Genomic DNA, 14,410 nt, shown 5'->3' on the forward strand with positions numbered 1-14,410 from the left:
ACAAGGCCAATAAAAATAGATATCATTCCACATTTATTCTCTTAATACGATGCATAGCGAATGGCATTGCTCAAACTTGTCCAGATATCGTCGGTTTCCGCTCCTATATACCAAAACGCAAAACCCGCTACCCCTCGCTTGGCCGCCATCATCGTTTTTAGTCCGAGGGAACGTCCGTCTTCCACCCAGATCCGGTGCCCGCTCCCTTGGCGGATGTAACTGAGGACATACTGCCCTAGGTCCGAATCCCATGAGCGGTTATAGGCTACGGAGCGAATACGGTAACCCTGCTGAATCAAAGACAGCTCTTCGGACGACGCCCCGCCCGGCTGAAGCGTCCAATCCCTCGTATAAAACGGAAGCGCCAGAATGGTTTTGGAAGCCGGAACGACGGAAAGTAACTGATTTAAGGCCGATTGAACCCAAGGGAACGAGGATACAGAACCCGCCACGGGATCGCCGTCCCAATGCTCGTCATACCCCATCAATACCACATAATCCGCATATCTTCCAAGCGCTTCATAGTCAAAGGCTTCGGTCCAATCTGTACCCAGGTCCGGGGAAACATCAATAGACAGCACCGCCCCTGCCTTCCGCAGGCTCGTTCCGAGTTCGGAAATGAATGCCGTTAGCGACAGCCTGTCCTCTGGACTTACGTTCTCGAAGTCCACGTTAATTCCAGATAATTCGTATGTCTTCACATAACCGGCAAGTTTCTGAATGACAGCAGCCCGCTTTTTCTCGTCCGACAGGATCTGATGCGTCAACACCGGATCCGAATGGTTTCCGAGCATAGCCCATACCTTTTTGTTGTTCTGCTCGGCCCAGCTAGAGAGGCTGGCGTCTGCATAGTTCGAAAGAGGATTTGATGCATCTTCCAGAAAAAACCACCTTGGTACCAACGTATTTACATTGCTGTTCTTCACCTGCTCCTTAAACTGGGATGTCGTTAATCCGTTTTGCCAGCCCAGTTGGATGCCTTCGTTCGGCTTTTTGTGGATCGCATTGTACCAAACCTTGTCCTTCAGGACCCTGGCGAGTACCGCAGCCGTTTCCTCGCGACTCATGGCATCCGCCGGACGGAACTTCCCGTTTGCTCCATCCATAAGGCCAAGCGTATGCGCGGCTTGTACATAAGGAGCTGCCCAAGGTGCGATTTGATCCGCATCTGTATATGAAAGACTGCTACCGGAATCGTTACCGGGATCAACCTTCAGCGCCCTGACGATCAGCACGGCGGCTTCCTGTCTCGTAATTCGAGCCGACGGCTCGAACGTACGCTTGCTTTTCCCCTCAGCGACACCGAGTTGAACAGCAGCTTCAATCCAGCCGTAATACCAGCTTTTCGCAGCAACGTCGCTAAACGTCGGCATATCGGCAGCCACAGGCGCAAGCTTAAGCAAACGGTCGGTCATGGCCACAAATTCGGCGCGTGTCACGTTTTTTTTCGGTTCAAATTTCCGGTTGCCCGTGCCGTTTACGACACCTTCCTTGATAAGTTCTATAATTTCTTTCTTGGCAAAACTGCCGGCAATATCGTCAAACGGCATAGAGGTAGACGCAGCCGCTGCCGGCGCGTTGGTAAAAGCGCCGGACACCATGGCCGTCGCCATCCATACAGCTAAAATTTTGTTACGTATCTTCAAAACAAATGCCTCGCTTTTTTTTCATAGAATAGATTCATAACCCATAACTTCTATCCTATCAAAAAGGGCACGGAAGGTGGACGACCAAATCATGGAACGATGAGCGAAACGATGGATGGGGTGCAATAAGTCGCTAGGTTGGGCTGATTTCACCCTTGGGGATCTTTGTTCTACCGGAGCGGCTGGGGTTATCAGCGGAAAGCCTGCCGTGGCTCACTGTTCCCGATGGCATTGGTGAATTGATCGGAGGGCTGGTGACGTTTATACTCGCCTCCAGCCTCCTTCCTCGCATCATGTTATTGATGAGACTCACACTCTGAAAAGATCTGCTCGCCATTTCGTGATCGCTCTCTTGATCGCGTCAGGCTGCATCCCCGTCTCCGCAGTTTTCGAGCATAGCGCTGGAAACTCCTCATCCGCTGCGAACCGAAGCGCGATGATCTGCTTCATGGTCAGACTTGGATCTATTGGCTTCCCTGTTAGGCGATAGTACCGGAAATTCTCCTCTTGACGAATGATCCGGTCCTGAAGCTTGGTACTGTAAATCCGCAGCAGACCAGTAAGCAGTACGATTGCAATCGCCATGCCCAAGAGCAAGACAGATGCGTAGCTGAATGCCTCTTGAATCGCATAAACGATGGACGCAATCAGCACAATTAACACAATCAGGCTCAACGCAAAATGATACATCGGGTCCACTTTCTTATGATTTTGATAGGTTTGTTGACTCGGTTGACTCATCAATAAATCTCCTCCATTTCAATAGTTAAGACTTTGGCATTTGGCTCAACAATTATCTTGCTAGTAATTTCATTCGAGCAAGGCGTTCAGGTTCCTGCTGCTAGGCATTGGATTCTGAGATAAATCTTCTATTCATTCATCCATGATCTGGTTCGTTACTACCGCTAACTTAGATGGGTTTATCGATCCCAGACAATTAATAAATAATGGTTGCACAATTAATTGTGTATGGTATATACTGATTACATAATACACAGTTAAATGAAGGGAGCACGACCATGCGAAAATATGCGATTGAAGTGAAAGGACTTCGCAAGACGTTCGGCAGCCAAACGGTACTGAATGGACTCGATCTAACGGTCCCAGCTGGTACGATCCATGCGTTGCTCGGGCCTAATGGAGCCGGCAAAACAACACTAATCAACATTCTATCGACCCTGGTTTCACCAGATGAAGGTTCTGTGCGTGTTGCGGGATATGACGTGGAGAAGGAAAAGGACGGCGTCAAACGTTCCATTAGCTTGACCGGACAATTTGCTGCCGTCGACGACATCCTGACAGCCGAGGAGAATCTCCGCATGATCTGTCGGCTCTCGGGTCTATCGAAGGAACAATCCCAAGTTCGAAGCCAGCAGCTGCTCCAGCAGTTTGACCTTACACCATCTGCACACAAACGCGTCAAGACCTTCTCCGGCGGGATGCGACGGCGTCTGGACCTCGCCATTAGTCTCGTAACCAGCCGATCCGTTGTATTCCTCGATGAGCCAACGACAGGTCTCGATACGATCAGTCGACGCGCCTTGTGGGATATCATTCTTGGGCTGCGAGACCAGGGCATCACGATTTTCCTCACGACACAATATTTAGAGGAAGCTGACCAACTAGCCGATACGATTGCCGTTATCAATGACGGGCGCGTTGTTGCATCCGGAACCCCGGCAGAGCTTAAATCCCGCATCGGTGGCGAAGTCATTGAATTGAGCGACTCGAAGGATCAAGTCATTCGTACCATCCCTACGTATGGCAATATTCACGATGTCAGTCGAACACTACAGGAGTTATCGCACACACTGCCGAAGGACACCCAAGTGAGCATTCGCAAACCAAGCATGGATGATGTATTCCTCGCTTTAACGACGAAGCAAGAAATGAAAGGAGCCATCTCATGAACACATCTCAACCTTCTGTCAAATCCGCCTCTCTCTGGGTAACCAACAGCGTCTTCATCGGACGGAGTCTTCGCCACAGTATTCGCAATACGGAGGCATTAATTATGGCCATCATGCTGCCTGTGATGCTCATGCTGCTGTTCACCTTCGTCTTCGGCGGCGCAATAGATACGAGTGGTAATTATGTGAACTACGTTGTACCTGGTATCATCCTCCTCTGTGCAGGCTTCGGATCATCCAGCACGGGGGTCGATGTCTCCAATGATATGACGAATGGTATCATTGAACGCTTCCGTACGATGCCGATTCAAGCGATTAGCGTCATTACCGGCCATGTGGTCGCAAGCCTTGTTCGCAATCTGCTCGCCACAGGTGTCGTGATCGCCGTCGCATTGCTCGTCGGGTTCCGTCCCTCTGCGAACGTATTGGAATGGCTTGGCGCCCTAGGCGTCATCTTCTTGTTCATCCTTACTTTCACATGGTTATTCGCTGCAATCGGCATCGTCGCTGGCAGCCCTTCCGCTGCATCCGGGTATGGATTCATCCTGCTGTTCCTTCCCTATCTCTCCAGCGCCTTCGTTCCAACCGATACGATGCCCTCATGGCTGCAAGGGATTGCCGATCATCAGCCGATTACACCTGTTATTGAGACCATTCGCGGGCTACTCACCGGGACACCGCTGCAGCAGCAAGGTTGGATTGCGATCTGTTGGTGTGTAGGAATTCTCCTCATCGCATTTCTATGGAGCATTCTGGCTTTCCGCAAACGGGCAGGTCGAAGATAGGTTCGTATCTCGTCCATAACAAAAAAAGAACAGCGGTTCGATCTGCATCGAATCGCTGTTCTTTATTCTTATTAAGAATATGAACTATTTAGAATCCGGTTGGATTGACTTTTTGGATACCAAATAATGCTCAATGCTATCCAGAATGCGTTCCAATCCAAACTCGAAATCGTCCCCGACATTGTTGTCCTGCTCATTTTCTCCCGTATATGCACCCGATGCAATGACCGGATAAAGGTCCGGATACTGCTCCGGCTTGACTAACTGTTGCAGTGCTTCGCCATAATTCACACCACTGAACTTCTCTGGCGTGGATCCCGCTTCAATCGCTAGGTCCATATCACGAAGCAGCATGCCGCCTGATCTCGAATAGCTGCTCAAGAGGAGGATGAACGACATTTTCTCAAACTGATTTAACGGCAGATGACGCATCGATCGCAGTGCCCAGTCGATCACCTTAAGATTATAAGGTGCGAGCGGAATACCCATGATGGGAATATCAACGTACCACGGGTGGTCACGAAATACTTGAATACAAGCCCTGACATAGGCCCGTAAATTCTCACGCCAATCCGGCGACTCATCCTCCACATCAGGAATAGGGATATGACACACAGCATCCTGCATCAGATACAACAGGTCATCCTTACTCGATACATAACGATAGAGCGACATGGTCGTAAAACCAAGCGATCCAGCCAGTCGACTCATCGATAAGGCTGCGAGTCCGTCTTTGTCAGCAATGGCAATCGCTGCCTCGACGATTTTCGGGATACTCAATTCGCCTTTAGGTCCTCTTGTAGGCGGTTTATTCAATCCCCAGCTGAGCTTCGCTCCGTTGGGCAGATCTTTTAATACGTCTTTATCCTCGGGTCGATTGTCCTGCATGTACGATAGGCCCCCATTCAAAACCAAAAAAGTGTTTATTATATACACAGTATACCATCATTTGGACGGGATATCGAACGCGATTCCTTTATCCATGTGAGGTCTTACCGCTTCACTGCCGAGATAATCAGGAACATTGGTCGGCGCAATTCATCCCGCATCCCTTCATATTTGTCGAGCAATTCTACCGCAGGCTGCGGTTCACAGAGTTCCGTGATCATGAATCCAGCGCGAATAAGCGAGTTCAGATGTGTGGCAACGGTTCGATGGTATTTTACAACCTCCGTCTCCAAGAAATTCGCATACCGTGGACCTTCGCTCTGGTAATCGTCAACAGGCCAGTGCAGGCGCTCGCCCTCTGAACCAACATACCAATCCTGGGCAGCACGTGCCGTAAAAATCGGATGTTCAAACGATAAAATAAACGTTCCTCCAGGCACGAGACAATGGTGAATTTTTCGGCAGACATCTTCAAGATCCTCAATATAATGAAGCGCAAGAGAGCTGATCACCACTTCGAATTCCCCTTCAGCGAAATCGATATCTTCCATCGCGATCCGGCGATATTCAATAGCAGAATCCTCTGACAGTTCTCTTGCGCGCTCTAACATATTCTCCGAGAGATCCACGCCTACCACGGACCGTGCCCCTTGCTCGCGCGCATAGCGACAATGCCATCCGAAGCCGCAGCCAAGGTCTAACACCCTTTTATCCTGAAGATCGGGGAGCATCACTCGTAATGCAGGCCACTCCCCGGCCTCTTTTAGCCCACCCGTGGAGCGCGGCATCTGACTGTATTTTTCGAAAAACCCTTGTTCATCATATTTATTCTGTTTCATGCCATAGGACTCCTTACTTCTCGTGTTATGTATTCCATGCCATAGATCATGGTCTATTCCTATTTCGATTATACATGGTTCGGAGCGGAAAACGTCGTGATCCAAGTACACGTTGGATTGTGGATGAGATTTGCCAGGTGATCTTGAAGAACTGGCGGCAGTACGTTATGTTGTTTGATGTTTTCGGTCTCTAGTTCAATCCATTGAAACGCAAGATGCTCTTCGTGTGATTGCGGGATGGTATGCGATTGCAATAATGCAGAGCTCACTTCAAAGAGATGGCTGATCTCATGATGCATGGCACCTCGCTCATCGAATCGATGCGTCTCAAGAACACCTAGAAAACGACCGATGTCACATGCCACGCCTAACTCTTCATTAAGTTCTCTTCGCAGTGCATTTTGCGCGCCTTCACCAAGCTCAATACCGCCGCCAGGCAGGAAAGCATGTGCCCCCTTCATCCGTGCAATTAATAGTTTGTTCTCATGAACGATAACTGCTCGAGCAATATGACGAAACTGGATTTCCATACGACCCACCTCCAACTTTTTCCTGATAGATCTAACAAATTTATATCATATCAAATAGACTTGGGAAAATCCTTGCATCCTATCGATGCAGTGATGTCGAACCACGCTAACGAAATGAAAGTACATTGCTTTTGTTAATTTAATATGATATTGTTACTTTATATCAGCTTAGATTTTCACGGTTAGTGCAGTCTTAAATGGGTATTCTAGAAAATGATTTGGGAAACATAACCTGAGGAGGTAATAAGTAATGTCCAAATTAAACATCGGAATTATTCTAGGTAGCACACGTCAAGGTCGATTAAGCCCACAAGTTGGTGAATGGATTAAGAAAATTGCAGATGGACGCGGAGATGCGAATTATGAGATCGTGGATATCGCAGACTTTAAACTGCCACTACTCGGAGAAGTAGATGCAACCGAACAAGCAACAGCTTGGAATGAGAAGCTATTCACGTTAGACGGCTTCGTATTTATCGTTCAGGAATATAACCACAGTATTACAGGCGCACTTAAGAACGCACTCGATTATGCGCGTGAAGCGTGGAACAACAAAGCCGCAGGGATCGTTAGTTACGGTTCTGTAGGCGGTGCTCGTGCAGCTGAGCATTTGCGCGGCATCCTCGGCGAATTGTCTGTCGCAGACGTTCGCGTTCACCCAGCCTTATCCCTGTTCACAGATTTCGAGAGTGGATCTGTCTTCAAACCAGCTGACCTGCATTTAACAAATGTCAATGCCATGCTCGATCAAGTTCTTGCATGGAGCGGCGCATTGAAGACTTTGCGTTAAGATATAGGAAGGCCCATGCCCTTGCACATCAAGGGCATGGGTCTTTTTTGATTTTTTCAATAGAATGAACCGCGATACGCAATACCGCAATCGAAAAGAAATCTCCCCCCGCGCCTTATGTTAGGATAAGGAAAAAGGAGGAGTTATCATGTTATTAGCCAATAAAACGGCCGTCATCTATGGAGGCGGTGGAGCGATTGGTAGCGCGGTTGCCCGTGCTTTTGCCCGCGAAGGAGCAGCTGTATTCCTCGCTGGTCGAACTCTATCCAAATTAGACAGCGTTGCGAGCGATATCGCTGCTGCAGGAGGAACCGTAGAAATCGCACAGGTGGATGCGCTTGATGAGGGGTCCGTCGAGAATCATGCAAATGAAGTAGCTGCGAAGGCAGGCAGCATCGATATCTGCCTGAACGCTGTTGGGATTGATCACATTCAAGGCACGCCTGTTATGGAGTTGTCTCTTGATGACTACGAATACCCAGTTCAAGTCTACACACGGACTCACTTCATCACCTCCAGAGCTGTGGCTCGGCATATGGCGAAGAACGGTACAGGTGTCATACTCATGCTTACAACGCCTGCGGCGCGTATGCCGGGGCCCGGATTTATGGGACACAGCGTCGCTTGTGCAGGAATCGAAGCCATGACCCGTCATTTGGCAGGGGAACTCGGTTCCTACGGGATCCGGGTTAACTGTATACGTCCTCACATGATCCCCGAAGCGGAGGCCATCGGCTCCCATAGTCAAGATGTCTTCCGCCGTGTCGCAGATCGGGCCGGCATCACCACAGCGCAAATGCTGGAGGGGGCAGCAGCAGGTACACTGCTGAAACGTCTCCCGACCTTGTCTGAAGTTGCGAACACCGCAGTCTTCCTTGCTTCCGATCATGCTGCTTCCATGACAGGCACCGTGATAAATCTCAATAGCGGCGTGATGTTGGATTAATATACATAAAAGGACGTAGACACATCATGTGTTCACGTCCTTTTTGCAGTTCATTGATCCTTGATCCTTATCAATTTCCCCCTCGAAGCATCGGAGGAGGTACTGCCTGACAATGGGTTCTTAGGAATGCTTCCTTGTGCCCAGCCGCTTGCTGAACACAGGATAGATTAAGGTAGACGCAAGCGCTACCACCGTCATTAATGCGCCTGCCATATTCAGCGTCATCATCATGTACACGAGATAGAAGATCGGGGTGATTAACACCAATCCCGGTACCGCGAATAACGCTGCAAGCCACTTCCATCTCCCTTCTCTGCACCGAAAAGAAATATTTATCCCGATGAGACTGAACACGAAAGGCCAGAACATGAGATAGCTGCCGCCCGGCAGCATGAATGCCGTCGCCACGCCAAACAGTAACCACAAGAACAAAATACTCGCCCATACATTCTCCGTACGGACATAACGCGAGAACCAGCGATACAAACCGATGGTGATCAATGCCGTTACCGCGAGCAACCCGATCAGATAATACACACTAATATCAGATTTCGTCAGAATATCCATATATCGATCTCTCGATAAATTCGACGGGATGAAACGCCATAGCAAAGGAATGACCCCATAAACTAAGCCCAGACTGCCTATTGGAATCAGGATACCGCCGACCATCCCCCGAAGTGTTAATCGATGTTGTCGGAACCCGTGCCATAAAGTGAATACAAACAGTAAGACACCAAGCGCAATGAATCCAATAGCCCAAGACTGAGGATAGCTGACCATATGCCAGCCGAACACATTAAAATAAACCCGATCCTCTTGCCGCACCTCGCTTAAATCCAGCTGACCGAAGTGACGGGATAAGTTCAACATATATTCGCCATGATGCTGAAGGCTGCTACGATCCAAGTTCTCGGGCGTATCCGTAGGACTATGGTACGCATCCAACCCCATCCCGAAGGCAAAGTTCATGCCAGGCAATCCACCCTGCTTAAATACCGTAAGGTCGGTGTCGTTGGGCATTAGCTTATATACGTTATATATGAGCGAATACGCAATAGGCTGCGGTGCAGCTTTCATGAATTCTTGGATGATCCACCCGTTCTGGTCACTCGTCTCGAACATAAAGACCGGGCCTTTATTTCCCCGTGCCTCAAAATTGAGTACTAAACCGACATCTTGAACCCATGGATGCCCCTGAATGAATGCTTTGGCCCCGAGCAGCCCCATTTCCTCCCCATCCGTCATGAGCAGAATGAGGTCATTCTTTAAAGGTTGCCCTGCTTGAATCGCCCGGACCGTCTCCAGCATCGCCGCAATCCCGGCGCCATCGTCTGCTGCTCCAGGACCCTCAGGTACCGAATCGTAATGCGCAGCAATCATTAATGCCTTGCTGGAATCCGTACCCGGTATGCGCGTAACGATATTCTCAATGTTCCCAGATAAATCCGTAGCGATATCCGAACTCACCGTAGCCTTTTGTATTTCAGGTTGGTAACCCAACTGACGAAGTTCAGAAATCAGATAATCTCGAACCTCCGTATGACTGGCGCTTCCGATCGGATGCGCATTCTTCGCGATTACCTTCAACTTCTCAAGGGCCCGCTCCGCCGAGAATTGATCTGCAGGCGCATCGTTCCCAACCGGCTTCGGCGCCTGAATTTGCAGCATGCCGACAAATATCGAAGCTGCGATCAACACGAAGACACTTATACGCCTGAACCATGTAACCCATCGAATATGGGTCTGCTGTGAAATCACTGGAGAGATTGGTTGATTCGAGTTCACACAACATCCTCCTCATGTAAATAATGGGAAATATTTCAATGATTTTATCATAGCATGAATTCAATATCTATAGCGTGAATTTCAGCGTCAGATCAAGTGAAAAAGAACAGGTTCTGTCGTTCACGTCCTTTTTGTAATTCATTGATCCTAACGAATCCAGACACTCTTATTTGACCTAAAAATAGCGTTTTTCACATGTAACGAATCTCATTAACGCTATTTAACGTATAAGGCGGCAATTTTGCCAAAAACCAGCGTCATAACGCTGGTACGGTTCGTTAGCGTGAAGGAAGCTACATTTTCACAGGAATAAGAACAAAAAAAGACTCAAGCACATCACTGCGCTCAAGCCCCTTTTTTGCCTAACCAATTCAACGGATCTCTACGATTACTTCATTCCTACCCCGCCCAGACTCGCACCTTTCACGAACAATCGCTTGATATGCTCCTCTACCCCAGGGTCTGGAATCAACGGCGGTGCTTGATGCGGCTTTGAACGTGCGTCAATGATGACATTATCGCATCCCCAATGCTTGAACTCATTGAAGCTGTTCACCCCGTAGATATCATGCGATGGATTGCTGCGCGTAAAGGTAACCCAGAGGAAATTATCCAACTCCGCACTCAAATAATCACTGTCATCACAGAAGATGATCATCGGACAAGTCGTCAGTGGGCCTCTGGAACGGATCGCATCACAGAGCTCATTGATTTGCTGTTCTGCTTCCTTGTAACTCGTAAACTGCGGACCAGAAATTGCGACGATCCCCGGCATAACCAAGCTAACCTGCTCGAACCCTGGAAGCCCGCGCAAAAGTTCAGGAACCTCGGTGCACAGCTCTCTCTTCTTCTCACCCGCCGCAGCGAAAATGACCTTACTTCCGGCGTTCAATCCCGTTCCCGAATAGTCGAGCGTATCGATCGTCGTATTCGTCTGGAAATGAATATCCCGGTGCAGATCGATCCGCTCCAGCATATAACCTAAGAAATCCTCGATCTGATGCGTACTGACTTCCCGCTTCTCTTCGGCCGCAATGAATAAGAACTTCGCGAGACTCAGCTGTCCGGTCCCTAATATCCGATTCGCCTGTGTAAGAATCTCAGCCGGCTGCTTCACCTGCTGGTACGGCGTATACCGTTCGCTGCCTATCGCGAACAGCAACGGATGAACACCCGCCGCATCGATAGCATGTACTTCTTTTACCCCTCGAATCTCGTTTTGAATCGCTCCGCCCGTCAATCGATGGATTAACTCGCCGAAGGAAGTATCCTCCTGCGGCGGACGCCCAACGACTGTGAATGGATAAATCGCATTTTCTCGCGCGTACACTTTGTGGACTTTCATCACCGGGAATGGATGGATTAAGCTGTAATACCCCAAGTGATCGCCAAAAGGCCCCTCTGGCTTCGTATCCCCCTGATGTATTTCCCCCGTAATAACGAAATCCGCATCCAGACTAATGCAGTAACCATCGACATACGTGTAACGGAAATGACGTCCAGACAAAAGTCCCGCAAAAGTTAACTCACTCATTCCTTCCGGTAATGGCATAATGGCGGATAGCGTATGTGCCGGCGGGCCACCAATGAACACACTTACCTTGAGCGGTTGCCCCAGCTTATTGGCCTTGTCCTGATGGACTCCAATTCCCCGATGGATCTGGTAATGGATGCCGACTTCCTTGTTCACTTCATAGTCATTGCCTGTCAACTGTACACGATACATCCCCAGATTGGAATTCATAATGCCCGGTTTCTCCGGGTCTTCCGAATAGACCTGCGGCAGCGTCACAAAAGCCCCACCATCGCCTTGCCAATGTTGAATCAGCGGCATATCCGAAATTTGAATCTCTTTAAACCCTGCCAGACCGCTGCTCATTTTTTTGAGCGGTAATGCTTTTCTCGCTGCAAGCCCCGTTCCAATGTATTTGAAAGGATTTTTGAGCGCCTTCACTGGATCATTACGTAGTCCAATGACGTTCTGCGTCGAATCCCATGTATCTCGGAAAATAAACTTGCTGCGCTCCATCGTACCGAACAAATTAGAAACCGCGCGAAATTTTGAACCTTTCACGTTCTCGAACAATAACGCCGGGCCGCCCGCTTCATAGACTTTCATATGTATCGCAGCCATCTCCAGGTGCGGATCAACCTCTTCAGCGATCCGAACCAAATGGCCATGTTTCTCTAGATCAATAACACATTCTTCTAAATTGCGATATCTCATAGGATGACTCCAATCTCTAGAAATATAGAAATAGATAAAACAAGTACAACTTCTATTATGTGAAAAAAGAAACGAAATCACAAGGTGCTGTCATATATTGATGAAAATGACTATCGGAGGTACGACGTTCATGCGCAATTTATTCAGCCAAATCGATCAGGAAATTCAGCGACTCACCATGAACTTGATTCATGAGCAGCACCAAGACGGGAGCTGGCATTTTTGTTTTGAGAATGGCATCCTTATCGATGCCCATCTGATCATTCTCCTTCGAACACTGAATATGCCGAGCGAAGATCTGATTAAGCGACTGCATGAACGCATTCTAGCAGAACAACAGGCTGACGGGGGGTGGAGATGGTATACCGATGAGAAGGGCGGGAACTTATCCGCCTCCGTGGATGCCTATTATGCGCTGCTCTATTCGGGGTATAGCCAAACAAACGATGAGCCTATTGAGCGGGCTAGGCGTTATATTCAATCCAAAGGTGGACTTGAAAAAGTAACGAGCATCCTGACCATAGCTCTTCTCGCCGCGACAGGACAACGCAAATGGCCCGCATCCATTACTTCGATCCCGCTGGAAGTATTGCTATTGCCCGCATCTTTTCCGATCAGTATTTATGATTTCTCTGGGTACTCCAGGGTTCATCTCGTCCCTCTGCTGATTATGGCAGATCGTAAATTTGCTATGAAGACAGCTGCTACACCTGATCTCTCAGACCTTCGTGTCGTATCTACACAGGCGGAGGAATCTTACACAAGAGAATTACAGGATATACTTGCGGGCATCCAGTCCGGACTAGGCCGGCTCATAGGCACCCCTCGCTCCCTGCATGAGGCCGCCACAACCAAGGCCGAGCAATTCATGATACAGCGGATTGAATCCGATGGAACCTTGTATAGCTATGCAAGCTGTACGTTACTCATGATCTTCGCCTTCCTTGCACTCGGCTATGATTCGAAGCATCCTCTGATCACCCATGCCGTTCAAGGCTTGATCGCGATGCAATGCCTCTCGCGTGGAAGAACGACGATCCAGAACTCCCCTTCCACCGTCTGGGATACAGCGCTGCTCACCTACGCCCTGCAACAAGCCGGGATGTCCGATGAACATGAGACGATTCAGCGTGCGACGAAGTACCTTTTAGCTGTGCAACAGTACAAGACAGGCGATTGGCAGATTCATAATCCGAATGCGCTGCCAGGTGGATGGGGATTCTCGGAGACCAATACGATCAATCCCGATGTTGATGACAGTACGGCAGCCTTACGTGCCATTCATAGCCTATCCCATCGCGATCCTACCTACCGTGACGCATGGAATCGCGGCATCCATTGGGTCATTTCCATGCAAAATAATGATGGGGGCTGGCCGGCTTTCGAGAAAAATACCGATAAAGAAATGCTCACCTGGCTCGCCATACCAGGGGCCAAATCCGCAGCCACCGATCCTTCCGAAGCGGACCTTACAGGTCGCACCCTGGAGTATCTCGGGAATTTCGCAGCGCTTGACATCAAGCACGAGTTCATCGGGCGGGGCACTCACTGGCTCATCGAGCATCAAGGACAGGATGGATCATGGTACGGCCATTGGGGGATTTGTTACATTTATGGAACGTGGGCAGCATTAACCGGGTTGACGGCTACGGGCATTTCTCCGGATCATGCTGCGATACAAAAGGGAGCAAATTGGCTGCAACGCATTCAAAATCCGGACGGGGGCTGGGGGGAATCTTGCCAGAGCGACCAGCTCCGGCATTTTGTGCCTTTGGGAGCAAGCACGCCTTCGCAGACCGCTTGGGCACTCGATGCCCTTATGGCGGTTCACGCACAACCAACGCCTGCGATTGATCGAGGGATTCATCGACTAATCACATTGCTTCATGAAGACCATTGGGCAACCACCTATCCGACCGGCGCGGGCTTACCTGACTTTTTTTACGTCCATTACCACAGCTATCGAACGATTTGGCCGCTTCTTACATTAAGTCACTACCGAAGCAAATATAAGAAATGAACCGTTCTCCGCACGAACCGGAAAAATCTATCGTCCTCGCC

At 49.2% G+C, this 14,410-nt stretch carries 12 protein-coding genes; 5 read left to right on the forward strand and 7 right to left on the reverse strand.

The window, feature by feature from the left end:
- Window positions 1-41: 41 nt before the first annotated feature.
- Together C558_RS0108905 and C558_RS0108910 are read right to left on the reverse strand one after the other, a co-directional pair.
- Window positions 42-1,646, reverse strand: coding sequence for an S-layer homology domain-containing protein (locus C558_RS0108905; protein ID WP_245583765.1), 1,605 nt, complete (start codon window positions 1,644-1,646; stop codon window positions 42-44).
- A 309-nt stretch (window positions 1,647-1,955) separates the two neighbouring features.
- A complete protein-coding gene (locus C558_RS0108910) occupies window positions 1,956-2,387 on the reverse strand; it encodes a DUF6526 family protein (RefSeq protein ID WP_018755917.1) in 432 nt (143 codons plus the stop codon).
- 278 nt (window positions 2,388-2,665) lie between these two features.
- On the opposite strand from C558_RS0108910, the gene C558_RS0108915 reads away from it, so the two are divergent.
- Complete coding sequence (locus C558_RS0108915; RefSeq protein ID WP_018755918.1) at window positions 2,666-3,556, forward strand: ATP-binding cassette domain-containing protein; 891 nt, start codon at window positions 2,666-2,668, stop codon at window positions 3,554-3,556.
- Window positions 3,553-4,341 (forward strand): ABC transporter permease, encoded by a 789-nt coding sequence (locus C558_RS0108920; RefSeq protein WP_018755919.1) that lies wholly within the window; start codon window positions 3,553-3,555, stop codon window positions 4,339-4,341. The genes C558_RS0108915 and C558_RS0108920 overlap by 4 nt, the downstream gene beginning before the upstream one ends.
- A gap of 84 nt (window positions 4,342-4,425) precedes the next feature.
- Here C558_RS0108920 and C558_RS0108925 read toward each other — a convergent pair whose 3' ends face one another.
- From C558_RS0108925 to C558_RS0108935, 3 genes are all read right to left on the reverse strand, one after another.
- Window positions 4,426-5,229, reverse strand: coding sequence for a TetR/AcrR family transcriptional regulator (locus C558_RS0108925; protein WP_018755920.1), 804 nt, complete (start codon window positions 5,227-5,229; stop codon window positions 4,426-4,428).
- A 104-nt stretch (window positions 5,230-5,333) separates the two neighbouring features.
- Complete coding sequence (locus C558_RS0108930; protein ID WP_018755921.1) at window positions 5,334-6,068, reverse strand: class I SAM-dependent methyltransferase; 735 nt, start codon at window positions 6,066-6,068, stop codon at window positions 5,334-5,336.
- 68 nt (window positions 6,069-6,136) lie between these two features.
- The gene (locus tag C558_RS0108935; protein WP_018755922.1) at window positions 6,137-6,598 is read right to left on the reverse strand and encodes an NUDIX domain-containing protein; all 462 of its coding nucleotides are present in this window, start codon (window positions 6,596-6,598) and stop codon (window positions 6,137-6,139) included.
- A 250-nt stretch (window positions 6,599-6,848) separates the two neighbouring features.
- On the opposite strand from C558_RS0108935, the gene C558_RS0108940 reads away from it, so the two are divergent.
- Complete coding sequence (locus tag C558_RS0108940) at window positions 6,849-7,388, forward strand: NADPH-dependent FMN reductase (RefSeq protein ID WP_018755923.1); 540 nt, start codon at window positions 6,849-6,851, stop codon at window positions 7,386-7,388.
- 148 nt (window positions 7,389-7,536) lie between these two features.
- Window positions 7,537-8,334, forward strand: a complete 798-nt coding sequence (locus tag C558_RS0108945) for an SDR family NAD(P)-dependent oxidoreductase (protein WP_018755924.1) — start codon at window positions 7,537-7,539, stop codon at window positions 8,332-8,334.
- A 120-nt stretch (window positions 8,335-8,454) separates the two neighbouring features.
- Here the strand turns inward: C558_RS0108945 and C558_RS0108950 are convergent, their stop codons facing one another.
- Together C558_RS0108950 and C558_RS0108955 are read right to left on the reverse strand one after the other, a co-directional pair.
- Window positions 8,455-10,122, reverse strand: coding sequence for a M20/M25/M40 family metallo-hydrolase (locus tag C558_RS0108950; protein WP_018755925.1), 1,668 nt, complete (start codon window positions 10,120-10,122; stop codon window positions 8,455-8,457).
- A 388-nt stretch (window positions 10,123-10,510) separates the two neighbouring features.
- Window positions 10,511-12,349 (reverse strand): UbiD family decarboxylase, encoded by a 1,839-nt coding sequence (locus C558_RS0108955; protein WP_018755926.1) that lies wholly within the window; start codon window positions 12,347-12,349, stop codon window positions 10,511-10,513.
- A gap of 130 nt (window positions 12,350-12,479) precedes the next feature.
- Here C558_RS0108955 and shc point away from each other — a divergent pair, with 130 nt between their 5' ends.
- Entirely contained in the window at window positions 12,480-14,369 is a 1,890-nt protein-coding gene (shc, locus tag C558_RS0108960; protein WP_018755927.1) for a squalene--hopene cyclase, read from the forward strand.
- The last annotated feature ends 41 nt before the right edge of the window (window positions 14,370-14,410 follow it).

Origin of the sequence: Paenibacillus terrigena DSM 21567 (genome assembly GCF_000374845.1) — a bacterium.
GTDB lineage: Bacteria > Bacillota > Bacilli > Paenibacillales > Paenibacillaceae > Paenibacillus_K > Paenibacillus_K terrigena.

Bases quoted from the DNA above. Each gene is read 5' to 3' on its own strand.
- C558_RS0108910 (WP_018755917.1), bottom strand. From the start codon at position 2,387: ATGAGTCAACCGAGTCAACAAACCTATCAAAATCATAAGAAAGTGGAC.
- C558_RS0108915 (WP_018755918.1), top strand. From the start codon at position 2,666: ATGCGAAAATATGCGATTGAAGTGAAAGGACTTCGCAAGACGTTCGGC.
- C558_RS0108920 (WP_018755919.1), top strand. From the start codon at position 3,553: ATGAACACATCTCAACCTTCTGTCAAATCCGCCTCTCTCTGGGTAACC.
- C558_RS0108925 (WP_018755920.1), bottom strand. From the start codon at position 5,229: ATGCAGGACAATCGACCCGAGGATAAAGACGTATTAAAAGATCTGCCC.
- C558_RS0108930 (WP_018755921.1), bottom strand. From the start codon at position 6,068: ATGAAACAGAATAAATATGATGAACAAGGGTTTTTCGAAAAATACAGT.
- C558_RS0108935 (WP_018755922.1), bottom strand. From the start codon at position 6,598: ATGGAAATCCAGTTTCGTCATATTGCTCGAGCAGTTATCGTTCATGAG.
- C558_RS0108940 (WP_018755923.1), top strand. From the start codon at position 6,849: ATGTCCAAATTAAACATCGGAATTATTCTAGGTAGCACACGTCAAGGT.
- C558_RS0108945 (WP_018755924.1), top strand. From the start codon at position 7,537: ATGTTATTAGCCAATAAAACGGCCGTCATCTATGGAGGCGGTGGAGCG.
- C558_RS0108955 (WP_018755926.1), bottom strand. From the start codon at position 12,349: ATGAGATATCGCAATTTAGAAGAATGTGTTATTGATCTAGAGAAACAT.
- shc (WP_018755927.1), top strand. From the start codon at position 12,480: ATGCGCAATTTATTCAGCCAAATCGATCAGGAAATTCAGCGACTCACC.